A 22,616-nucleotide genomic window follows, 5' to 3' on the forward strand; every position below is an offset into this window, starting at 1 on the left:
GGCTCAAGTCCGCGGGCCGGCCGGGCCGATCGTCACCGCTCGGCCGACCGCCTCTGCGCCACGACCCACATCCAGGATTTCTTCCCCCCTCGGGCCGCCGCCAGTAGGCCCGGCCCCCATCTTTTCCGGCTCCCGACCCCCAGGACTTCTGCTCGACACGGGGGCCTCCCGGCCTCGGAAATGGGTGCTGTCACGGATGGCGGTCGTCGTGAGCAGGGCACACGCTGGTCGTGGAAGTCCGTCGCAGTGCGCCAGGAGCCGAACGGTTCACGTCGCCGCCCCTCTCCGGTGCGGAAGGGACCGACGGCACGACGGCTCATGGCCGGGAGGAGAGACGCGGTGCCCCTGTTCTGGCGGATCTTCCTGCTGAACGCCGTCGTGCTCGTCGCCGCGGCCGCTCTGCTGCTGGGCCCCATCACCGTCTCCACTCCGATCCTGCTCGCCGAGGCCGCGATCCTCACCGGCGGCCTGGCGGCCATGCTCGTCGCCAACGCGCTCCTGCTCCGCCTGGCCCTGGCTCCGCTACGACGTCTCACCCGTGCCATGACCACGACCGATCTGCTGCGCCCGGGGCGCCGTCCCGCGGTGAGCGGACACGGGGAGATCGCCGGGCTGATCACGACCTTCAACACGATGCTCGACCGCCTGGAGGACGAGCGGGCCACCAGCAGCGCCCGTGCCCTGTCCGCGCAGGAGGCCGAGCGCCGCCGCATCGCCCAGGAGTTGCACGACGAGGTCGGGCAGACCCTGACCGCCGTCCTCCTCGAACTCAAGCGCGTCGCCGACCACGCCCCGTCCGACGTGCGTGCGGAACTGCGCCAAGTGCAGGAGACCACGCGGGGCAGCCTCGACGAGATCCGCCGTATCGCGCGCCGGCTGCGCCCCGGGGTCCTCGACGAACTCGGCCTGGCCAGCGCCCTCCGCTCCCTCACCACCGAGTTCGCCGGTCCCGGACTGACCGTCGGGCACAGGCTCGACGCCGAACTCCCGGCCCTCCGCCATGAGACGGAACTGGTCCTCTACCGCGTCGCCCAGGAGGGGCTCACCAACACCGCGCGCCACGCGGACGCCCACCACGCCGAACTCACCCTGAGAACCACCGCGAACGGTGTGGAGTTGCTCCTGCGCGACGACGGCCGCGGTCTCGGCGACGCGCCCGAGGGGGCCGGCATCCGCGGCATGCGGGAACGAGCGGTCCTCATCGGCGCCGATCTCGCGCTGGGTGCCGGTCCGGGCGGCGGCACCGAACTGCGCCTCACCGTCCCCGTCCCCGACAGGAGCGGCCGACCATGACTGCCCCCTCCCCCGTGCGCATCCTGCTCGCCGACGACCACGCGCTGGTCCGCCGCGGAGTCCGTCTCATCCTCGACGGCGAACCCGACCTCACCGTCGTCGCGGAGGCCGAGGACGGCGCCGAGGCGGTCGCCCAGGCCCACGCCCACCATCCCGATCTGGCGATCCTCGACATCTCCATGCCCCGGCTCACCGGCCTCCAGGCGGCCCGTGACCTGTCCCGCAGCGAGCCTGACCTGCGGATCCTGATCCTGACGATGTACGACAACGAGCAGTTCTTCTTCGAGGCCCTCGCCTCCGGCGCCTCGGGCTACGTCCTCAAGTCCGTGGCCGACCGCGACCTGGTCGAAGCGTGCCGCGCCACCATGCGCGGTGAGCCGTTCCTCTACCCGGGCGCGGTGAACGCGCTCGTCCGCAAGTACCTGGACCTGGCCCGGGAGGGCCGCGCGTTGCCCGCGAGGGCCATCACCGACCGCGAGGAGGAGATCCTCAAGCTGGTGGCCGAGGGGCACACCTCGCAGCAGATCGCCGACCTGCTCGTCATCAGCGCCAAGACCGTGGAGCGTCACCGCGCCAACCTGCTGCAGAAGCTCGGCCTCAAGGACCGCCTGGAACTCACCCGGTACGCCATCCGCGTCGGCCTCATCGAGCCCTGACCCACGACGACGGACAGGCGGGGCGGGCGCCATGACGCCTACTGCTCGACGTCGGCGGTCAGGGCTTCCGGGGCGTCCTCGCCCGTCGGCGGGCAGGACTCCGCTTCACGGTCCGGTCCGTGAGCGGGCGCCGGGTCCGTTCCGACCGTGCGCGCCGCCCGGCCGCGCACGGCGCCGGCGGCGGCACTCAGCGCACCGGCCAGCAGGTCGGCACGCCCCGCGACGACGGGGCCGAGCACCGCGAGGACGAGGACGTAGCCGGCGATGAACGCGGGGAGACGGCCGTCCAGTCCGGCCGCCGCGGCCATCGCGGCGAGGATCAGCGCGAATTCCCCACGGGCCACGAGGATGGTGGCGAGGTCCGCGGCGGCCTGGAGACCGTAGCCGTACAGGCGGGCCACCAACAGCCCCGCGGCCACGTTCACGACGACTGTCAGCGCGGCCGCGAGCGCCACCGGCGCGGCGACGGACGCGACGTCACCGGGGTCGACGGCGAGTCCGAAGGCGAAGAAGAAGATGGCCGCGAAGGCGTCGCGCAGTGGATGCACGAGCCGGCGGATCCGAGGCGCGGAAGGTGTTCCGGCCAGAATCAGTCCCACCATGAACGCGCCGATGGCGTCCGAGACTCCGACGGCTTCCGAGACTCCGGCCACGAACACCGCGGCCCCGAGGAAACTGACGACCAGCAGTTCGCCGTCCCGGATCGCCATCAGACGGCCGACCAGACGGGTGCCGTAGCGGGCGGTTGCGGCCAGCACCAGCAGGAACCCGAACGCCTTGCTCCCCTGCCAGACCATGTCCCCGAACCCCCGGGCGCCGCCTATGACCGGCTGGAGCACGGCCAGATACAGGGCGAGGAAGACGTCCTCCACCACGATCACACCGAGGATCAGACGGGTCTCCGGGCGGCCGATGCGCCCCAGGTCGATCAGGGTCTTGGTCACGATGGCGGAGGACGAGATGCCCAGCACGCCGGCGAGCACCAACGCCTCGCGCAGTCCCCAGCCGAGGGCGAAGCCGAAACCCAGGCCCGCGCCCACGTTCAGCAGCAGATAGATCCCTCCGGCGGCCGGCAACCGCCGGCCTCCGCTCCTGAGGTCGTCGAGGTGGAACTCCAGCCCCAGGTAGAAGAGAAGAAGGACCAGCCCGAGTGCCGACAGCATCTCGAAGTCGTGGGCGTCCTCGACCAGGACCACACCGGGTGTGTGCGGGCCGAGCAGGACGCCGGCGAGCATGAACAGGGGGATGGTCGGCAGCCCGATCCTTCCCCCGAGCCGGGCGAAGAACGCCGCGGCCAGGAAGGCTCCCCCCATGGCGAGCAAGGTGTCGGCATGGCCCACGGGTCACCACCCTCCACGGCGGCGGGGCCGAAGAGAACGCCGTAGGACGACGGACAGTCGCTCCCCGCCGCGGCGGCACGGGCGACCCTGACCTGATCACCGGCTCAGCCGCTCTTCGATCGCCCCACGGCCGAACGCGCAAAGGCGCCAGGGACCTCACGCCGGGCGGCAACCCGACGTCACCGCCACCCTCGCACACCGCCGGTCCCCCTCACCATCCGTGCCGACACCCATGCGCGGCCACGTCCGACACCCATGCCACAGCCGATTCCAGCCGGGGCGCGCATGGCGCACGGGAGCCAGGGGCGTGAGCAGCGGCCGTTCACATGTTGATCATGTGGCCGGCGAGGCCGTGGACCGCTTCCTTGACCGCCTCGCCGAGGGTCGGGTGGGCGTGAACGTTGCGGGCGACCTCGTGGACGGTGAGGTCCCACTGCTGAGCGAGGGTCAGCTCCGGGAGCAGTTCCGTGACGTCCGGGCCGATGAGGTGGCCGCCGACGAGCTCGCCGTGCGTGGCGTCGCTGATCAGCTTCACGAAGCCCGTGGTGTCCCCGAGGCCGTGCGCCTTGCCGTTGGCCGTGAAGGGGAACTTCGCCACTTTGACGTCGTAGCCGAGGTCGCGGGCCTGGGCCTCGGTGTATCCGAAGCTGGCGATCTGCGGCCGGCAGTACGTGGCTCGGGGGATCATCGCGTAGTCGAGTTCCATGGTCTCCGCCTCGGCCAGCGTCTCGGCGGCGATCACGCCCATCGCCTCGGCGGCGTGCGCGAGCATGAGTTTCGCGGTGACGTCGCCGATGGCGTACAGATGGGGGACGGATGTGCGGCAGCGGCCGTCGACGTCGATCGCACCCCGTTCGGTGACCGTCACGCCGGTGTTCTCCAGGCCGTATCCGGTCACGTTCGGTGCGAAGCCGATGGCCTGAAGGACCTTGTCCGCCTCCAGCACCTGCGGGGCGCCGTCCTTGCCGATGACCGTCACACGGACCTGGGGACCGGACTCGTCGATGGCGTCGACGCGGGTCGAGGTGAGCGCGGTGATGCCCAACTTGCGGTACTGGCGGGCGAGTTCGGCGGAGACCTCGGCGTCCTCCAGCGGGGCGAGACGGTCCAGGAACTCGACCACGGTGACCTTCACCCCGTAGTTGTGCAGCACGTACGCGAACTCGATGCCGATCGCTCCCGCGCCGGCGATGACGATCGACTCCGGCAGGTCCTCGGCGAGGATCTGCTCTTCGTAGGTCACCACCCGGGACGTACGGCGAGTGCCGGGCAGCAGCTTCGGCGTGGCGCCGGTGGCGATGACACAGTGGTCGAATCCGATGGTGAGGGTCTCGCCGTCGTAGCCCGCGACCTGGAGGGTGTGCGGGTCGAGGAAGGTGCCACGGCCGTCGATCTCGGTGATCTCGTTCTTCTTCATCAGGTAGTGGACACCCCGGACGCGTCCGTCGGCGACCTTGCGACTTCGGCGGTAGGCCTCGCCGTAGTCGAAGGACACCTGCCCGTCGACCCGGATGCCGAAGGTCTTCGCCTCACGGGTGACGATGTGGGCGAGCTCGGCGTTGCGCAGCAGGGCCTTCGTGGGGATGCAGCCCACGTTCAGACAGACTCCGCCCCAGTACTTCTCCTCCACGACGGCGACGCGTTTGCCCAACTGGGCCGCGCGGATCGCGGCGACGTAGCCACCGGGACCGGCTCCGAGTACCACCACGTCGAAACGCTCGTCCAGCTCGGCCATCGTGGTTCCTCCCGTTCCTCGCTCATGTCGTCGCTGCGACTGTAGGCCGCGCCCCGGGCACGTCCGGGTTCCGGCGCGAGCGGATGGTCCGTCAGGACGCGTCCCGTACGGCCTCGACGAACGTGTCGGTGGTGAGGATGGCGTGGGCGTAGGCAGGGGCGTTCAGTTCGAAGGTCGCCTGCATCTCCTCGGGGCGGAAGGCGGCGATGGCGTCCTTGACGAGGGTGACGTGATAGCCGAGCTCCTGGCCGAAGCGTGCGGTGGTGTCGATGCAGGTGTTGGCCCGCATGCCGATCAGCGCGATGTGCGAGATGCCGTGCTGCTTCAGCTGGAGGTCGAGATCGGTGTTGGCGAAGCCGCTGGAGGACCAGTGCTCGTGCACGACGATCTCGCCCTCCCCCGGCTCGAAGTCGGGGTGGAACGTCCCGCCCCATGAGCCCTTCTCGAAGATCTTCGTCTCCGCGGCCCTGGCCTGGGAGAAGGAGAGGTGGGCCCAGCCGTCGTAGTCGCCCGGGGCGGTGCGACGGTGCGGGACGAAGAAGGTGCGGATACCGGCCGTGCGGGTGGCGGCGAGGACTTGCCGCATGTGGTCGAGCAGCCGGACGCTCTCGGCGACCTCCTTCGCGCGCGGCCACAGTTTTCCGCCCTCGGACAGGAAGTCGTTGTAGGGGTCGACCACCAGGAGCGCCGTGCGGGAGCTGTCGTAGCCGTCGGTTGTCATGGTCTGTGCCTCGTCTCTGGCTCGGACTCCGGTTCCGGCTCTGGCTCTGGCGTACAAGAGGTCGGGGGCCGGAGTCCGTGGCGGTTCCAGGGCGGAGATGCGGAGGGGGAACGGCGGACTCGGGACCGGCCGCGCGGGAAGGCAGCGGCGGACGTCAGCTCATTGACAGATTACGTCGGCACCGTCCGCCGCGCGCTCGCACACCGGCCCCGCCCCGATGAGCCCACCCAGCCCCGGTGCGCACCCTCCCGACGGCGACAGCCGCTGCGGACGGGAGCCGGCGCCCGCGGCCCGAGGGGCACGTGGCACGGCCCGCGTCAGGGGGCGTCGCCCCGCCACTCGTACGTGCGGCTGCCCGACGACCTGGGGGCGTACGTGGCGTAACCGCCGGGGCCGTAGCGCCCTATCTCCGTGGGCAGGACGACGGCGCGCCCGGCCTCGTGGTCCGCCCTGTCGGTGACGTCGAGCAGCAGACCGTCCAGCGGGCCGCCCACCAGCTCGACGTACGCCCGACCGCTCCGGGGGCCGGGATCGTCGTGGTCCGCCCCGTAGACCCGTCCTCGCATGAACTCCAGCTCGTCCATGATCTGCAGCATCGCATCCGGCACTGACAACGCGCCCTGGAGCGGAACGCCGCCTCCGTGTGCCGGCGGGGACAGCCCGTGCCCGGACCCCCCCGGGCTCCGGGCGGTCCGCCTCACCGGCGGTCCACGGGTGAGCCGGACCGTCGACTTCTCCGTACAGTGAGGAGGTGTCCTAGGAGGCGTACCGACATGGATCAAGAGCAGATCCTCAGCAGGATCACGGCCATGGTGGACGACGAGCGGCGGCTGCGGGAGGCCATCGAGGCCGGTCGGATCGACAGCCGCACCGAACAGGAACGGCTCGGAGAGCTGGAGCGCCAGCTCGACCAGTGCTGGGACCTGCTGCGCCAACGGCGTGCCAAGGCCGAGTTCGGCGAGAACCCGGACGAGGCGCAGGTCCGTCCTTCCTCGGAGGTCGAGGGCTACCTGGGCTGATTGCTGCGCGCCAGACGCGGACGGTCGCCGGGCGCGGCCGACGCCGGCTCGACGACGTGCGCGGACCATTCCTCGTCCGACAGGCCGAGCAGGCGTTCCGTCTCCTCCCGGTCGGGCAGTGGCCCCCGGTCCGCCGTCACCGTGAGGGCGGAGGACGCGGTGACGTGGCCCAGGCGGAGCGCGCGCGGCAGGGGTGCGCCCCGGAGCAGGCCCGCGAGGAAACCGGCCGCGAAGGCGTCACCGGCGCCGACCGACTCGACCACCGTCGTCCGCAGCGCGGGCACTGTGTGCACGGCCGCGTCGGTGAAGGCACTGGCGGCGTGGGCACCGTCCTTGACGACGACGACGCGTGGATGCGGGAGCAGGGCCCGTACGTCCGCCGCCGTGAGGTGCGTGCCCCAGAGGTCCTGTGCCTCGTCGAGGCCGACGAAGACGATGTCGGCACGGTCGGCGAGTTCGCGAAGCACGGCGGGGGCCGACCCGTCGGGCCACAGGGCGGCGCGATGGTTGACGTCGAAGCTGACGGCGTACGGCCGCGTCGCGGGCGGGCCGGTGAGCGCCCGGGTCACGAGTCCGCGGCAGGACGACGACAGGGCCGGTGTGATGCCGGTGAGGTGCAACAGCGCGGCCCCACTGACGGGTTGACGCTCCAGCAGGTCGGGTCCGAGGGCGGACGCGGCGGAGCCGTTCCGGTAGTACCGCACCCGTGTGCCGCCGTTTCCGGGGTCCTTCAGGAGCAGGCCGGTGGGACGGTCGGTGTCGGTGCGCACATGGGACACGTCGACGCCTGCCGCGGCGACGGTGGCGCGGACCCGGCTCCCCAGCGGGTCGTCGCCGAGCGCCGAGAGCCAGATGCTGGGGACGCCGTGGTCGGCCAGGTACATGGCGACGTTGGACTCGGCCCCCGCCACCGACAGACTCAGGTGGGTGGCGTCGTGCAGGGGACGAAGCGGGTCGGGGACCAAGGCCGCCATGGTCTCGCCGACGCAGACGACGGGCCCCGGGGCGGGTCGCCAGCGGGTCATGACGTCTCCTGCGGGTCCGAGGGGGTGCGTGGTGCGTGCGGTCGGTAGGCGGATGCCGGCGTTCCCGGCACGTCGACGCGGAGGGTGAACACCGCTCCGTCATGCGAGCCGGGTGCGGTCAGGCCGACGCGGGCGGTGGTGACATGGAGGACGTCGTCGACCAGGCACACACCCGCGGGGCAGCTCGCGGGCAGCCGCAGGACGCGGTCGGGTGTGCCGTCCGGCAGATACCGGCGCACCGTCCCGGTCCCCCAGACCGCGATCCACACCCCGCCCTCGACGTCCACCGCCATGCCGTCCGGGCTGCCTTCGTCGACGGCGACGAACGTCTCCGGGGCCCCGAGGTCGGCCGTCTGCGGATCGACCGGGAAGCGCCGGACGATTCCGCGGGCGCTGTCGGCCAGGTACATGGCGCTGCCGTCGGGGGTGAAGGCCGGGCCGTTGGGCACGGTGATGCCGTCCAGGACGCGTACGGTCGTGCCGTCGTGGCCGACCCGGTACAGAGCGCCGGCGCCCTCGTCGGCGTCGTACGACATGCTGCCCGCCCAGAAGCGGCCCGCGGGGTCGGCCGCGGCGTCGTTCATGCGCATGCGCGGGGCGGTGTGCTCCTCAGGGCGGGCGAGCCAGTTGACGGTGCCGTCCGGACCGATCAGGCAGATGCCCGTGCCGGCGGCCGCGATCCAGGTGCCCGGCCGGCCGGCGACGGGGGCGACGGCGCCCAGCGGTACGGGGAGCCGGAACAGTGTCCGCAGGCCTGCCGCCGGATCGTCGGGCGCCGCGAGGAGACGGCCGGAGAGGATGTCCACCAGCACGACGCCGGTGCCGGTCCAGCGGATGCCTTCGCCGAGCTCCAGCCGGTCCGGCCGGGTGGCACGCAGGCCCTCGGTGACGTCGCCGGTCACGGTGTCACCTCCCGTACGACGGCGCGGAAGGCGCGGGCCCGGTCCCTCAGCGCGGTGAGGCTGCCGCCGTCGGCGGCGTCGCCGACGAGGGGGGACCCGACGCCGACGGCGGTGGCGCCCGCCGCGAGACAGGCGCGGGCGACGGCCTCGTCGACTCCGCCCACCGGGACGAACGGCGCGTCGGGGAACGGACCGCGCAGCGCCTTGAGATAGGCCGCTCCCCCGGCCTGGGCCACGGGGAAGACCTTCAGTGCGTCCGCGCCCATCGCCCGGGCGGCGATGATCTCGGTCGGGGTGAACACGCCGGCCAGGACGGGCAGGCCGAGGTCCTGTGCCGCGCGCACGCCGTCCCCCAGGCCGGGGGTGACGACGAAGTTCGCGCCCGCGCGGTGGGCGGCGCGTGCGTCGTCGGCGGTGAGGACCGTACCGGCGCCCAACGGCCTTTCGGGACCCAGTACTTCGCGGGCGCGGGCGATGACCTTCAGGGCGTCGGCTCCGCTCAGCGACACCTCGACGAGTTCGACGCCTTCCTCGGCCAGGGTGAGCACGGTGTGCAGCGCGGCGTCGGCTTCGCCGCCGCGCACGATGGCGACCAGGCGCTGGGCGGCCAGGGCAGCGGGTAGTTCCACGGACGAAGCTCCTCGGTACGGGGGTTCAGGGGCAGTGGCAGGCGGAGTCGACGGTGAGCCGCCAGCGCACCTCGCCGGTCGCCGGGACGCGGACGGCGTCCGTGGGCCCTGCGTCGGCGAGGTCGAAGGTGCGGCCGAGCATCGGCTCGACGCCCGTACTGCGATAGGGACTCGGCCGGGGGAAGCCGCCGAGGTTGCGCCACAGGGCGATCGACACCGGGTGCCCCTCGGCCCGCACGGCGAAGCTCAGCCGGTCGCGGCCGTCGTGGACACAGCACCACGGGGCGTCCACCACGGCGCCGACGGCGGTGCCGTCGTCCGGGCCGAGTCGGTCGAGGGGCAGTCCGTGCGGTGCCGGCCACGGGCCCTCGATCCACGGCGCGCCGGCGGGCCAGGGCCGGTGCAGCAGCGGACCGGCTTCGGGGAACAGGCGGGTGCTCGCACCGGAGTTCATGTGGAGTGTCGCGTGCGGGGACAGGTCGAGCAGGGCGTGCGCCGCCCAGACGAAGCGGTACCCCGGCTCCGCGGTCAGGTGGTAGTCGGCGATGACACCTTCGGGTGTGGAGCGGATGGTGCGGCCCAGGGCGAAGTCCGCGCAGCGCACGTGCTGGGTGTCTCCGTCCTCGGTCCAGCGGCGCGACCAGGCGTCTCCGTGGTCGGGGTCGCCGCGGACGGTGGGGATGCATTCCTCCAGGCCGCCCGCGTCGACGAACGCGTCGCCGGGCGAGACCCCGTGGCGTTCCGGTGCGTCGCGTTGCCACAGCCATTCACGGCCGTGCGCGCGCAGGGAGGTCCAACGGCCGCCGTGCGCAAGGTCGGTGAGCACGTCCACGGAATCGTCACCACTCCGCGAAGGAGCCGTCGGCGTGCCGCCAGACCGGATTGCGCCAGGCGTGTCCCGAGCGGTCGGCGGCACGCACGGCCGCCTCGTCGACGGTGATGCCGAGTCCCGGTGTGTCGCCGCGGTGGGCGTGACCGTCGACGAAGCGGAAGGGCTCGGGGTCGGCGACGTAGGAGAGCAGGTCCGCGTCCTTGTTGTAGTGAATGCCGCGGCTCTGCTCCTGGATCAGGAAGTTCGGTGTGGCGAAGGCGACTTGGAGGCTCGCGGCCAGTGCGATCGGCCCGAGGGGGCAGTGCGGGGCCAGTTGGGCGCCGTAGGTGTCGGCGAGTGAGGCGATGCGGTGGACCTCGGAGATGCCGCCCGCGTGGGAGAGGTCGGGCTGGACGACCGCGACGCCGGCGGTGAGAGCGGGCAGGAACTCGCCGCGGGAGTAGAGGCGTTCGCCGGTGGCGAGCGGTACGGAACTCGCGGCGACGAGACCGGCCAGCAGGTGGCCCTGCTCCGGGAGAACCGGTTCCTCGACGAACAGCGGGTGCAGGGGCTCGATCTCGGTCAGCACGCGGCGGGCGCTCGCGGCGGTGAAGCGGCCGTGGAAGTCGACGGCCACGTCCCGGTCGGGCCCGAGCACGTCGCGGGCGGCGGCCACACGCGCGACGACGGCGGCCGTCTCGGCCGCGGTGGCGATCGGGGACGTGGCTCCGGCGCCGTTCATCTTGACCGCGGTGAAGCCGGCCTCCACCTGAGCCGCTATCTGCTCGGCCAGTTCGGTGGGTTCGTCGCCGCCGACCCACGCGTAGACCCGGACGCGTTCGCGTACGGGGCCGCCCAGCAGGGCGTGCACGGGTGCGCCGTAGGTCTTGCCCGCGATGTCCCACAGGGCCTGGTCGAGGCCCGCGACCGCGCTGGACAGCACCGGGCCGCCCCGGTAGAAGCCGCCCTTGGTGAGGACCTGCCAGTGGTCCTGGATGCGCAGCGGGTCCTCTCCGATCAGATGCTCGGCGAGGACGTCGACGGCGGCCCGGACGACCTCGGCGCGTCCCTCGACGACGGGTTCGCCCCAGCCGACGACTCCGTCGTCGGTCTCGATCCGGCAGAACAGCCAGCGTGGTGGGACCAGGAAGGTTTCTATGCGGGCGATCTTCACTTGCCGCCGGTGCCTTTCGTGTCGTCGGGTTCGTCGATCCGGTCGAGATCGCGTCCGGCCTGTTCGAGGAGGGCGTGCATGGCGGCCTCGGCGGCCTGGGGGTCCTGGTCGCGTACGGCGTCCAGGACGGCGCGGTGGGCCGGTACCGGATCCTCACTGTGCGGAGAGCTGTGCACGAGCCGGTCGCGCTGGGCGAGGCCGGACTCGATGACCATTTCCATGCGTTCGAGGAGTTCGTTGTGGGTGGCGGTGAGCAGCGCCCGGTGGAAGGCGAGGTCGGCGTCGACGGCGTGCGCGGCGTCGGCGTCGTGCTCCCCCATGGCCGCGAGGGCTTCGTCCAGGGCGGCGAGGTCGGCGTCGGTGCGGCGCTCGGCGGCCAGGCGTACGGCGGCCGGCTCGATGATGGAACGGACCTCGGCGAGGTTGCGCAACAGCGCGTGGTCGGCGCCGGTGGTGCCGCCGCCCTCGAACTGCCAGCGCAGCACGTCGGCGTCGAGCAGGTTCCAGTCGGCGCGGGCGCGTACGAACGTGCCGCGTTTCTGGCGTGCGTCGACCATGCCTTTGGCGGCCAGCACCTTCAGGGACTCGCGCAGTGCGGTGAGGCTGACGTCCAATTCGCTCTGCAGCGCGACGAGGTCGAGCGTGGCCCCCTCCGGGATGTCGCCTCCCAAGATGCGGCGGGCGAGCGCTTCCACGGTCTGGCCGTGCAGTCCGCGGCGGGCGTAGGGCGTCATGGCGTAGTGCCTTTCTCCTCGGATGTGAACGCTGCAATGATCACGCGGATGCCTTGACGACGCTCCACCCTCCGTCGACGACGAGGTGCGCTCCGGTGATGAAGGAGGCCTCGTCGGCTCCGAGGAACGCGATGGCGGCGGCCACCTCCTCGGGTGTTCCGAATCTTCGGGCCGCCGTCTCGGCGACGCTGCGTTGCCGGTCCTCGGGCGGCACCCGGTCCCAGGCGCCGGTGAGCACGGGGCCGGGCAGGACGGCGTTGACCCGCACCTCGGGCCCGTACTCCACGGCGAGCTGACCGCACAGGGAGAGCAGGGCGCCCTTGGAGGCCGCGTACGCGGGGTGTCCTGGCAGGCCTTTGTGCGCGTGGACCGACGAGGTGAGGACGACCGATCCGCCGACGGTGCGCAGGTCGGGCAGGACGGTCTTGAAGCCGATGAAGGATGCGGTGAGATTGACGGCGAGCTGCCGCTCCCAGGACGCGAGGGACATCCGGTCGGCCGGGGTGACGTCGACGGTGAACGCGTTGCTGACCAGCACGCCGACGGGTCCGTGGGTGTGGGCGGCGGCCGCGATCCGCTGCCAGTCCTGCTCGGCCGAGACGTCGGCGGTCACGAAGGTGGCCGTGCCGCCGTCCTTGGTGATGCGCTCGGCCACCGCCCGGCCGCGCTCCTCGGCGATGTCGGCGAGGACCACGGCGGCGCCTTCCTGTGCCAGGCGTTCGGCGGTGGCGGCACCGATGCCGGAGGCGGCGCCGGTGATCACGGCCGTTCGGCCGGTGAAGCGGGCGCCGTGCCCTCGTGACGGGTCCATGGTGTGGTTCGGCTCCTTCGTCGGGGGGTGGAAATGATGGGGGGTGGCGGGTGCCGGTGGTCTAGTGCCGGGTCAGTACCACCAGTTCGGCGTCGTGGTCGGCGCTCCACGCCAGGGGCAGTCCGTAGTGCAGCAGGTGTGCGCCGCCGTACGCGGTCGAGGACGCGGCGTCCGTGTAGGTGGCGGTGGGGTCGAGTCCGCGCAGCCGCAGCCGGGCGGGGCGGCCGGGCACGAGTGGGGCGCCGTCCAGCCGTCCGGTGCTGAACGCCGCGACGACGACGCGGTGGCCGTCCTCGGCGTCGTACTGCACTCCGCAGGTGGCGTCCCGCACCGTGCCCAGCAGGCGGGCCTCTCCGTGGTGCACGACGTCGCGGACCTCCTTGTAGCGGCTGATCCACCCGGCGGCTTCGGCGAGTTGGTCCGGAGTCCAGTGGCGCAGGTCGGCGCCGATGCCGAGCACTCCGCACATGGCGGTGACGAACCGGAAGGCGAGGCTGCGCGGGCGCGGGTCGAAGACGCCGCGGGCGTCGGTGACCCAGGAGCTCATCACGTGGGGTGCGTGCGCGTGCAGGAAGCCGTACTGGATGGCCAGGCGGTCCAGCGGTGCGGTGTTGTCGCTGGGCCAGACGACGTCGGTGCGCGCAAGGGTGGTGTGGTCGATGCGGCCGCCGCCGCCCGCGCAGCCCTCGACGGTGACGTCGGGGTGGGCGGTGCGCAGATGGTCCAGTACGCGCAGGTATCCGCGGACGTGTTCGGCGTCGAGGTCCAGGTGGTCCGCGAGGCCGGCTCCCGGTCGGCCGCGTTCGGTCGGCGGGCGGTTCATGTCCCACTTCAGATAGCTGATGTGATGGCCGGTCAGCAGCTCGTCGAGCGTACCGAGGACGAACTCCTGGACGTCGGTGCGGCCGAGGTCGAGCAGGAGCTGGTTGCGCACCCGGCGGGCGGGGCGGCCGTCGATGCGGTACACCCACTCGGGGTGCTCGGCGTACAGACGACTGGCCGGGCTGACGGCTTCCGGCTCGATCCACAGTCCGAAGTCCAGTCCCAGGGCCCGCACGTCGTCGACGAAGCGGTCGAATCCGTCGGGAAAGGCCGCCGGATCGGGCGACCAGTCGCCCAGTCCTCCGGTGTCGTCGGCGCGGCCGGTGAACCAGCCGTCGTCCACGACGAACAGCTCGGCCCCGATGTCCGCGGCCGCCTTGGCCAGTTCCAGCTGGCTCGCGGCGTCCACGTCGAAGCCGGTGGCCTCCCAGGAGTTGTAGAGGACCTTGCGGGGGCGGCGCAGTCGTCCGCCCGCGAGCCGTCGTTCGTAGCGGTGCCAGACGCGGGACAGGCCGTCGAGACCGTCCGGGCTGAAGGCGCAGGCGAGGCGGGGTGTGGTCAGGGTGTCCCCGGGGGCGAGCCGTACCGCGCCTTCGTGCGCTACACGGCCGGCCCGGACCCGCACCGTGCCGCCGGGTTCCGCCTCCGCGGCGATGTGCCAGTTGCCCGCCCATTCCAGGGCGATGCCGTACGTGGGGGCGGGTGCGTCGTGCGGGGCGGCCGCGTCCTGGACGGCGAGCCAGGGCGCGTACGCGTGTCCCGGTACGCCCTGGGAGCTGCCCATGGTGAAGGTGCCGCGGGTGAGGTCGAGTTGGGTGTGCTGGAATTCCTGCGACCACTGGCCGGTGAGGTACGTCAGCCGGGCCCCTTCGGTGACGGGAACGGTCACGGCGGCCGAGTCCAGCCGTTCCAGGCGCAGTTCTTCCTCGCCCGTGCAGGTCAGTTCGGTCCACCGGTGGATGACGTCGGTTCCCGGCACGGTGGCGTAGCACAGGGTCGTGCGCAGGCCCAGGACGTCGTCGGTGAACGCCAGCCGCAGTGTGCCGGGTTCCTCGACGGCGCCGTCGAAGGTCCACCACACGCCCCGTTCCCCACCCGGTCGCGAGGCGATGAGGTCGGCGCCGGTGAAGGGTCGCAGTCCCTGCGGCAGGTATTCGGCGGGGGCGGCGTCTGCGGGGGTGATGAAGTGGGTGCGGTGCGACCAGTCCAGCGCCGACGGCCCGTGCTCGGCGCCGTGCGGCCCCCATGCCTCCAGTTCGGCCCACGGGCCGTCCGGGGAGAGCCGCACGGTGTAGCCGGTGCGCTCGGTGCGCAGTGTCCAGCGCCGGGATGTCGTCACTTCACTGCTCCGAGGTTGAGGCCGGCCACGAAGTGGCGCTGGAAACGGAGGAACACGGCCACGGTGGGGGCGGCGGCGATGACGGATCCGGCGGCGATCACGTTCCACATGGACACGTACTGTCCCTGAAGTCCGATGAGGGCCGCGGTGATCGGCATCTTGGTGTCGCTGCGCAGCACGGTGATGGCCCACAGCAGGTCGTTGAAGATCCAGGTGAAGGACAGGGCGCTGAGCGCGGCGAGCGCGGGCCGGGTGAGCGGGAGGATGATGCGCCAGAAGATCTGCCAGGGTCCGGCACCGTCGACGACGGCGGCCTGCTGGATCTCGGCGGGGATCGCCCGCATGAAGCCGTGCAGGACGAAGACGTAGAAACCGACGCCGAAGCCGATCTGCACGCCGATCAACGCCGGCAGGGTGTCGTACAGGCCCATCAGTTCGCTGAGCTTCGAGACCGGGATGAGCAGGATCTGCGGAGGCAGCAGATTGCCGCCGAGCATCAGCAGCAACAGGGAGCGGCGGAAGGGCATTTCGTAGCGGCTGAGGGCGAACGCCGCCATGGCGGCGAGTGCGAGGGTCACCGCGACGCAGGGGATGGTGACGACCAGGCTGTTGATCAGGGCGCGCTGCTGGCCGCCGTCGGACCAGGCCTGGTGGAAGTTGTCCAGGGTGAAGGAGTGGGGGCGGCTGCCCAGACCGTGTGCGGCGATGTCGTCGAAGGACCGCAGGCTGGTCACCAGGACCAGGGCGATGGGCAGCAGCCACAGCACGGCCAGCGTCCCGGCGCCGAGGTGGAAGCCGGCCGTGGCGGCCCGCCGGCGGCGCAGTGCGGTGGTGGACGTGCCGGCACGGGTGGCCGACGTGCGGGGCCGGGTGGCGGACATCAGTCGGCCTCCCGGAAGGCGCGGACGAGGTAGGAGGCGATGACGCCGAAGGCCAGCAGGAAGATGACGACGGCCAGGGCGGAGCCGTATCCGAGGCGCAGGGACTGGAACGCGGTGGAGTACATGTAGGTGCTCAGCAGTTCGGACGAGTGGTAGGGGCCGCCCCGGGTCAGTGACCACACCACGTCGAAGGAGCGTAGCGAGTCGATGATGATCACGGACAGCACGACGGCGTTGACGCTGCGCAGTTGAGGGAGCGTCACATGGCGGAAGCGCTGGAGGCGTCCGGCGCCGTCGACCTTGGCCGCCTCGTAGAGTGCCGGGTCGATGCCTTTGAGGCCGGCGAGGTAGAGGACCATCACGTAGCCGATCTGGCGCCAGAGCGCGGGCACGATCACCGCGTACAGGGCGGTGTCCTGGTCGGCGAGCCAGGCGTGGCGCAGGCTGCCGAGGCCGATCCCGTCGAGGAGTTGGTTGAGTACGCCGTCGGGCTGGTAGATGGCCTGCCAGACGAGGGCGGTGGCGACGAGGGAGAAGACGACGGGCAGGAACAGCGCCGCGCGGTAGAAGCCGATGCCGCGTCGTTCCTGCTGGAGCAGCAGCGCGGCGCCGAGGCCGAGGAGTGCGGACAGTCCGCCGAACAGCACCAGCCACAGGACGGTGTGGCCGAGGGCGCTGCGGAAGATGTCGTCCCCGGCCATCTCGCGGAAGTTGCCGAGACCGACGAACTTCGGCGGCGACACGCCGTCCCAGCTGGTCAGAGCGAGGTAGAAGCCCTGAAGCGCGGGCCAGAACACCCACACGGCCTCGGCGAGGAGGGGGATGAGGACGAAGGCGAGCACGAGCGGGGGTGTGCGCCGGGGGCCCCGGCCCCGACCGCCGCTGGGCGGGGTCGGGGCCGGGGTCTTGCGTCGGGTGGCGGTCAGGACGGCCATGTCAGGCGTTCCAGATCTTCTGGGCGTCGCGCTGCCAGGTGGTGAGGATGCTGCCGACCTCCTTGGGCTTGGCGAGGAACTTGGTCAGCGCGGTGTCGGCGGTGGGCTGGAGGGCGTCGCTGGAGTCGCGGTTGAAGAACTGGGTGATCTCCGCGGCCGCCTCGATGTGTTTGCGGCCCTTCTTCACCAGGGGGGTGCCGGCGTCCTTCGCGTCGGGGTGGCAGGGCAGGACGGTGCCGGAGGAACCCTTGATGTAGAGCTCCTGCGCCTGCGGTGTCGCGAGGTACCCGAGCAGGTCGGACACCTGCTCGTGGCGTCCGGTGCGGGCGCTCGCGAAGTAGCCGTCGGTCGGCGCTTCCTCGGCGAGCGGCACCTTCGGGTCGATGACGGGGAAGCGGAAGAAGTCGATGTCGTCGAGCGCGTCCTTGGGGGCGGCGTCGGCGAAGAAGGTGCCGATCAGCATCATGCCGCTGCGGCCGTTGAGCAGGGAGGTCGAGGCGTCCTGGAAGGCGACGGCGGTGCCGTTCGGGTCGAAGAAGGGCAGCACCTCCTGCCAGCGGTCGAAGACCTTGCGCACCTCGGGGTCGTCGAAGCGGTGCTCTCCGGCGAGCAGCCGGCGGTGGTACTCGGCGCCGTTGATCCGTATGTCGAGGTAGTCGAACCAGGCGGAGGCGACCCACGCGGTGTTGCCGCCGGCGCCGAGCCCGATGGGGTCCACGCCCTTGGACTTGAGCTTGTCGCACAGGTCGAGGAACTCGTCCCAGGTCGAGGGCTCGCTCACACCCCACTTGGCGAAGTTCGACTTCCGGTAGAACATGCCCCACCAGTAGTAGGTGGTGGGCACGAAGACCTTCTTGCCCGACGTCGCGGTGCACAGCGTGTGCAGCGCCTTGGAGTAGCGCTTGAGGTCGGGTGAGGAGTTCCAGACGTCGTCGAGGCCGAGGAGCAGGTTCTTCTTGGCGTAGGCGTCGGCGACCGAGCCGGGGTACCAGGTGTACACGTCCGGCGGGTTGGCGGAGGTCAGGTAGGTCGGCAGCTGGGTGCGGAAGGTCTCGGCGGCGACGGTGTTCAGGCTGACCTGTCCGGAACCCTTCTTGCCGTAGGCGGCGACCACGTCCTGCATGGCGGCCTTGGCCTGCGGTGCCGACAGGTTGGACTGGAGGGTGACCGCACCCTTCGAGGAGGTCTTGGAGGAGGAACTGGAGGTGACACAGCCGCTGAGCAGCGCCGCCGTCCCGGTGGCGCCGAGTCCGGCGAGCACGTGCCGTCGGCTTGGCTGGTGGTTCGTCATGAGAGTCTCCCTGCGGATCCCCGCGGTGGGGGCGGCCCTCCTGACGGCCGGTGCCCCGCTCGCGGCGGATCCAGGTTCGCGTGGCTCTCCCGCCACGTCAAGATTAATTACTAATTTATTTGAACTGGATGAGGTGAACGCGCCCCCTGGTTCGCGGCGCCGTCCGCCGCGGCCGCGGGGGCGCGGAGCCTGGAACTGTCGCCGCCGGCGCCGCGGAGGCGGCCAGGGCCATGCCGACGGCCGCGGTGGAGGCCAGGCGGGTGGAACGGGATCGGGTCGGTCCGACTGCGGGTGAACGTGAAGCCACTTGCCTCTCCAGGAGGTCGGGAAGCAGAGAGGGACGCGATGCGGGCCACGCGGGGCCGACGGCGTCACGGCGACGACTGTGGCCCGGAGCCGAAACCCTGTCAAGATTAATTACTAATTTAATAGAAGCGCCTCGGGTCGAGGGCATGCCGACGGGCCGAACGCCACAGTGGGGGCGATCGGCAGGCCGGGTGCCGGAAGGGTGACCGCGCGCGGGCCGCGCGCACGGCGGACGGTGCGAGGACAGCGGAGCGCGCACGTCGGGGCGGCACCGCGGGACCCGTCACCCCACCGCGTCGTCGACGTGACCTACGCGCAGGTCAGGGGGCGTTCTGCACTTCACCACGGGTGGAGAACGTGACGGGTTCTCCCGGCATGATGTCGCCCGGCGGTATTCCGGGGTGGTGGCCGTCGCGCGGCGACGAGCGCTCGGTGCGCGGACCCAGCGTCAGCCGGGAGACGATGCGATAGCGGTCCCCGCGGTAGAGCGAGTGCACGTACTCCACCGGCCGGCCCTGAGCGTCGGAGGTGAGGCGCTCGAAGAGAAGGGCCGGTGAGAGTTCCGGTACGTCGAGCAGGTCCGCCTCGCCCCGGGTCACCACGGTGGGCTCGATCGCCTGCACCGCCTCGCTGACCTGGATGCCATGGCGTCGGCCGAGGTGCTCGTACAGGTCGCCGTTCTCCAGTTCGTCACTGGTCAGGTCCGGGACCAGATCCGCGGGAATGTACAGGTACTCGATCGCCATCGGAGACCCGTCGACCAGGCGCAGACGTGCCACGTACCGGATCCTGGCCGCGGGCGAGACGCGCAGCTTGCGGCCCACCCTGGCACCGGCCGACTGCGTGCTCACTTCGAGGAGCCTGCTGGTCCACTCCCCCACGGCCTGGGGCAGGCTGAAGGTCCGGCTGTCCTGGACCAGTTCCTGAGTGATCTTCTCGCTCGCCACGAACACGCCACGGCCGTGCTCGCGCACCAGCAGCCCGGCGACCACGAGTTGGTCCACCGCCGCGCGCAGTGTGGGCCGCGACACCCCCAGCTCGGCGCAGAGGGCGCGCTCGGAGGGAATCGCATCGCCCGGCCGGCGTTCCTCGACGAGTGCGAGGACGGCGTCGCGCACCTTCTCGCGCTTGAGTACCGCGCGGGAGGCTGCGGGGTCGATCTCCATGCAGGACTCTCGTTCGTCGTCGGGACGGGTTCCGGTGCGGCCCTGACCATAACTGGTCTGCTGGTAAGCCGACTTTAGTCGGGCTCGGCGCACACGAACCAGCCCACCAGTCGGTCGTACACGCACCAATTTCCTTTGCCTGAGGGGTACTTGACGGCCACATTGGTCTATGCCACCTTCGTCCGAGGCCGACTGGTAAACCGTCGGCCGGTCAACTGGTCAAGTGTGGTGTGTAGTTTCCCTCCAGCCCCCCAGAGGTGAACCATGCGATACCGCTCGTCCGCCCATGGTGTGCCTGAACGGCCGGGAGCCGCGACGTCCCGGTGAACTCCCGGCTCGTGGGACCGCGGGTTCGACGGCCCGTGTCCACCGACCGCTGTGCGCTGAGCGCCGTGGCCGCCGCGGGGCGATCCGCCGCCCTCACGCGGATCCCCCTGCGCCGTACCACTCCTTGAAGGCCCCCGATCGGCCCGCCCCGCCCTGGGCCGAGGCCCACTCGCCACGTCCGCCGACGTGTTCCACGACCGGTGGCGCAGCGCGCCCGAAAACACTCCGCAAAACCCCCGATCCTCCCGCCGGATGCGGGAGACTCCCCGAAAGGAACCCGGATGAGAACCCGTCCCGCCGCCGGCCGCCGCCGGTTGGCCCTGGCTCTGTCAGCGCTCCTGGGCAGCACCGCCCTGGCAGCCGTCCCGATGAACGCGACCGCCGCCGCGGCCGACGGCCTCGCCGTCCAGTACCGCACCAGCTCCGGCGGGGCCACCGCCGACCAGAGCGAACCCTGGCTCAAGGTGCGCAACACCGGAGCCTCCACGGTGCAGTTGAGCCAGGTGAAGATCCGCTACTACTTCAAGGCGGACTCGGCGAGCGCCTCCTACCGGTTCGCCTGCTCCTGGGCGGTCAAGGGGTGCGCGAACATCACCGGCACGTTCGGCACGCTGAGCCACCCCACCGCGACCGCGGACCGGTACCTGGAGATCGCCTTCACCTCGGGCGCCGGGACACTCGCGCCGGGCGCCGACACCGGCGACATGCAACTGCGCTTCTACCAGTCCACCTGGCAGACCCTGACCCAGGCGGACGACTACTCCTTCAACTCCTCCCTGACCTCCTACGCGGACTGGAACAAGGTCACCGCCCAGCTCGCGGGCAGCACGGTCTGGGGCACGGCGCCGGAGGGCAACGACCCGACCGACCCCACCGATCCGACCGATCCGCCCGGCGGCGGCCAGACGCTGTTCGACGACTTCGCCTACACGTCGCACACCGACCCGGCCCTCGCCGCCCACGGCTGGAACGTCCGCTCCAACTCCGGCGGCCCCGGCGTGCCCAACGCCACCTGGGACCCGTCCAAGGTCACCTTCCCCACCGTCTCCGGCAACTCGGTGATGAACCTCCAGACGTCCACCGCGGGCACCGCCGAGTCCACCAGGCAGACCGAAGTCGTCTCCAAGAGCACGAAGTTCAAGAACGGCACGTACGCGGCCCGGGTGAAGTTCACCGACGCCCCGGCCTCCGGACCCGACGGCGACCACCTGGTGCAGACCTTCTTCACCATCAACGACCTCAAGGCGCCGATGGCCGACGACTACTCCGAGTACGACGTCGAGTACCTGCCCAACGGCGGCTGGGGCGAGACCGGCAACATCCTGTACACCACGTCCTGGGAGACCTACAACCCGGACCCCTGGCAGGCCGTGAACCAGCACACCGAGGCCCGCCAGAGCTACGCCGGCTGGCACGACCTGATCGTCACCATCGACAGCAGCAGCATCAAGTACTACATCGACGGTCAGCTCTTCGGCACCCACGACGCCCAGTACCTGCCCGAGCGGCCGATGTCGATCAACTTCAACCAGTGGCTGATCGACCTCAACGGCCAGACCTCCACCACGGCTCGCGCCTACGACGAGCAGGTCGACTACGTCCTGCACGTCAAGGACCAGGTCCTCACCCCGGCGCAGGTTGCCGCCAAGGTGGCCGCCTACCGCAGCGCCGGGACGGCCTTCGTGGACGAGGTCCCGGCCTCCTGACCCCGGCCCTCGCAGGGGCCATCTCCCCGTCCCGGCCGCGGACATGAAGCCGCCGGGACGGGGACGCCGGACGGCACCCGGGCCGTGGACACGCCGCCCGACCAGGCCGGTGGCCGTGCCGCTCCGGCCCGGCGGCCGCTGTTGCGATCACCATGACGCAGGTATCGAATGAACCGTGAACACACCTGACCGCAACGGAACCGTCCTCCACCGCACCGGCTCTGGGAGACATCATGGCCGCAAAGCCTCCGGTGCCCCCGTTCACCCGGGAGAGCGCGATCACCAAGGTGCGCCTCGCCGAGGACGCATGGAACACCCGGAACCCCGAACAGGTCTCGCTCGCCTACACGGTCGACAGCCGCTGGCGCAATCGTGCCGAGTTCGTCGAGGGACGGGCGGAGATCGTCGCCTTCCTCACCCGCAAGTGGACCAGGGAGCAGGACTACCGGCTGATCAAGGAGCTGTGGGCGTTCACCGAGAACCGGATCGCGGTGCGGTTCGCCTACGAGTGCCACGACGACTCGGGCAACTGGTTCCGCTCCTACGGGAACGAGAACTGGGAGTTCGACGACGAAGGCCTGATGCGGGTACGTCTGGCATGCATCAACGACCTCCCCATCACGGAGGAGGAGCGCAGGTACCACTGGCCGCTGGGGCGCCGCCCCGACGACCACCCGGGGCTGAGCGACCTCGGGTTCTAGATCGCGTACCGCCCGGCCGCCCTGCAGGGGGCGACGACGAGGGACGACACCCGGAAGGCCCCGAAAGGCACACCCAGGCGACCCGGGCACGGCACACCCCCGGGGGGAATGGACATGCCCCGGGGGAATCGGCACCTGGGCCCACCGCGGGAAAGCTCGGCGCAGCACCGCCGCGCCGCGCCCGTCAGCACTGAGGCCGACGCCCGTGGTTCGCCGCGTGCTTGCGCCGTCCCTTCTTCTTACGGCGTCGCTTCGAGGACATGGGAACACCTCCTTCGCTTCGGCCGGGGAT

General features: G+C 71.3%; 21 protein-coding genes. 5 read left to right on the forward strand and 16 right to left on the reverse strand.

Annotated elements, in window-relative coordinates; genetic code table 11:
• Window positions 1-339 precede the first annotated feature (339 nt).
• On the forward strand, window positions 340-1,293 hold the full coding sequence (locus tag ABEB03_RS10745) for a sensor histidine kinase (protein WP_345645264.1): 954 nt from the start codon (window positions 340-342) through the stop codon (window positions 1,291-1,293).
• The gene (locus ABEB03_RS10750; RefSeq protein WP_345645267.1) at window positions 1,290-1,949 is read left to right on the forward strand and encodes a response regulator transcription factor; all 660 of its coding nucleotides are present in this window, start codon (window positions 1,290-1,292) and stop codon (window positions 1,947-1,949) included. The genes ABEB03_RS10745 and ABEB03_RS10750 overlap by 4 nt, the downstream gene beginning before the upstream one ends.
• A 38-nt stretch (window positions 1,950-1,987) precedes the next feature.
• Here the strand turns inward: ABEB03_RS10750 and ABEB03_RS10755 are convergent, their stop codons facing one another.
• The 4 genes from ABEB03_RS10755 to ABEB03_RS10770 form a co-directional block, all read right to left on the reverse strand.
• Window positions 1,988-3,289 (reverse strand): cation:proton antiporter, encoded by a 1,302-nt coding sequence (locus tag ABEB03_RS10755; RefSeq protein WP_345645271.1) that lies wholly within the window; start codon window positions 3,287-3,289, stop codon window positions 1,988-1,990.
• 322 nt (window positions 3,290-3,611) lie between these two features.
• Window positions 3,612-5,024 carry a dihydrolipoyl dehydrogenase gene (gene lpdA, locus ABEB03_RS10760; RefSeq protein WP_345645275.1) on the reverse strand — a complete coding sequence of 471 codons (1,413 nt, stop codon included), beginning with the start codon at window positions 5,022-5,024 and terminating at the stop codon, window positions 3,612-3,614.
• A 91-nt stretch (window positions 5,025-5,115) separates the two neighbouring features.
• The gene (locus ABEB03_RS10765) at window positions 5,116-5,745 is read right to left on the reverse strand and encodes a cysteine hydrolase family protein (RefSeq protein WP_345645278.1); all 630 of its coding nucleotides are present in this window, start codon (window positions 5,743-5,745) and stop codon (window positions 5,116-5,118) included.
• A 317-nt stretch (window positions 5,746-6,062) separates the two neighbouring features.
• Window positions 6,063-6,329: a hypothetical protein gene (locus ABEB03_RS10770; RefSeq protein ID WP_345645281.1), complete on the reverse strand. Its 267-nt coding sequence runs from the start codon at window positions 6,327-6,329 to the stop codon at window positions 6,063-6,065.
• 189 nt (window positions 6,330-6,518) lie between these two features.
• Here ABEB03_RS10770 and ABEB03_RS10775 point away from each other — a divergent pair, with 189 nt between their 5' ends.
• On the forward strand, window positions 6,519-6,764 hold the full coding sequence (locus ABEB03_RS10775) for a DUF2630 family protein (protein WP_028801293.1): 246 nt from the start codon (window positions 6,519-6,521) through the stop codon (window positions 6,762-6,764).
• Here ABEB03_RS10775 and ABEB03_RS10780 read toward each other — a convergent pair.
• The 12 genes from ABEB03_RS10780 to ABEB03_RS10835 form a co-directional block, all read right to left on the reverse strand.
• The gene (locus tag ABEB03_RS10780; RefSeq protein ID WP_345645289.1) at window positions 6,752-7,789 is read right to left on the reverse strand and encodes a sugar kinase; all 1,038 of its coding nucleotides are present in this window, start codon (window positions 7,787-7,789) and stop codon (window positions 6,752-6,754) included. The two genes, ABEB03_RS10775 and ABEB03_RS10780, sit on opposite strands and share 13 nt — an antisense overlap.
• Window positions 7,786-8,691 carry an SMP-30/gluconolactonase/LRE family protein gene (locus ABEB03_RS10785; protein WP_345645293.1) on the reverse strand — a complete coding sequence of 302 codons (906 nt, stop codon included), beginning with the start codon at window positions 8,689-8,691 and terminating at the stop codon, window positions 7,786-7,788. The genes ABEB03_RS10780 and ABEB03_RS10785 overlap by 4 nt, the downstream gene beginning before the upstream one ends.
• Complete coding sequence (locus tag ABEB03_RS10790; protein ID WP_345645295.1) at window positions 8,688-9,320, reverse strand: bifunctional 4-hydroxy-2-oxoglutarate aldolase/2-dehydro-3-deoxy-phosphogluconate aldolase; 633 nt, start codon at window positions 9,318-9,320, stop codon at window positions 8,688-8,690. Before ABEB03_RS10790 ends, ABEB03_RS10785 begins: the two co-directional genes overlap by 4 nt.
• A 25-nt stretch (window positions 9,321-9,345) precedes the next feature.
• Complete coding sequence (locus tag ABEB03_RS10795) at window positions 9,346-10,152, reverse strand: hypothetical protein (protein ID WP_345645298.1); 807 nt, start codon at window positions 10,150-10,152, stop codon at window positions 9,346-9,348.
• Between the two features lie 7 nt (window positions 10,153-10,159).
• Entirely contained in the window at window positions 10,160-11,305 is a 1,146-nt protein-coding gene (dgoD, locus tag ABEB03_RS10800) for a galactonate dehydratase (protein ID WP_345645301.1), read from the reverse strand.
• Window positions 11,302-12,039 (reverse strand): FadR/GntR family transcriptional regulator, encoded by a 738-nt coding sequence (locus tag ABEB03_RS10805; RefSeq protein WP_345645305.1) that lies wholly within the window; start codon window positions 12,037-12,039, stop codon window positions 11,302-11,304. Before ABEB03_RS10805 ends, dgoD begins: the two co-directional genes overlap by 4 nt.
• A 40-nt stretch (window positions 12,040-12,079) precedes the next feature.
• Window positions 12,080-12,850, reverse strand: coding sequence for an SDR family NAD(P)-dependent oxidoreductase (locus ABEB03_RS10810; protein WP_345645308.1), 771 nt, complete (start codon window positions 12,848-12,850; stop codon window positions 12,080-12,082).
• A 61-nt stretch (window positions 12,851-12,911) separates the two neighbouring features.
• Window positions 12,912-15,011 (reverse strand): alpha-galactosidase, encoded by a 2,100-nt coding sequence (locus ABEB03_RS10815; RefSeq protein WP_345645311.1) that lies wholly within the window; start codon window positions 15,009-15,011, stop codon window positions 12,912-12,914.
• Window positions 15,008-15,892, reverse strand: coding sequence for a carbohydrate ABC transporter permease (locus ABEB03_RS10820; RefSeq protein ID WP_345645314.1), 885 nt, complete (start codon window positions 15,890-15,892; stop codon window positions 15,008-15,010). Before ABEB03_RS10820 ends, ABEB03_RS10815 begins: the two co-directional genes overlap by 4 nt.
• Entirely contained in the window at window positions 15,892-16,827 is a 936-nt protein-coding gene (locus ABEB03_RS10825) for a carbohydrate ABC transporter permease (RefSeq protein WP_345645317.1), read from the reverse strand. The genes ABEB03_RS10820 and ABEB03_RS10825 overlap by 1 nt, the downstream gene beginning before the upstream one ends.
• Window position 16,828: 1 nt before the next feature.
• Complete coding sequence (locus tag ABEB03_RS10830; RefSeq protein ID WP_345645320.1) at window positions 16,829-18,118, reverse strand: ABC transporter substrate-binding protein; 1,290 nt, start codon at window positions 18,116-18,118, stop codon at window positions 16,829-16,831.
• Window positions 18,119-18,744: 626 nt separating this feature from the next.
• Window positions 18,745-19,590: a GntR family transcriptional regulator gene (locus ABEB03_RS10835; protein WP_345645324.1), complete on the reverse strand. Its 846-nt coding sequence runs from the start codon at window positions 19,588-19,590 to the stop codon at window positions 18,745-18,747.
• Between the two features lie 608 nt (window positions 19,591-20,198).
• Here ABEB03_RS10835 and ABEB03_RS10840 point away from each other — a divergent pair.
• On the forward strand, window positions 20,199-21,623 hold the full coding sequence (locus ABEB03_RS10840) for a cellulose binding domain-containing protein (protein WP_345645329.1): 1,425 nt from the start codon (window positions 20,199-20,201) through the stop codon (window positions 21,621-21,623).
• Between the two features lie 233 nt (window positions 21,624-21,856).
• On the forward strand, window positions 21,857-22,324 hold the full coding sequence (locus tag ABEB03_RS10845; RefSeq protein WP_345645333.1) for a nuclear transport factor 2 family protein: 468 nt from the start codon (window positions 21,857-21,859) through the stop codon (window positions 22,322-22,324).
• Window positions 22,325-22,616: the final 292 nt, after the last annotated feature.

This window comes from Streptomyces siamensis (assembly GCF_039543605.1).
GTDB classification, from domain to species: Bacteria; Actinomycetota; Actinomycetes; order Streptomycetales; family Streptomycetaceae; genus Streptomyces; species Streptomyces siamensis.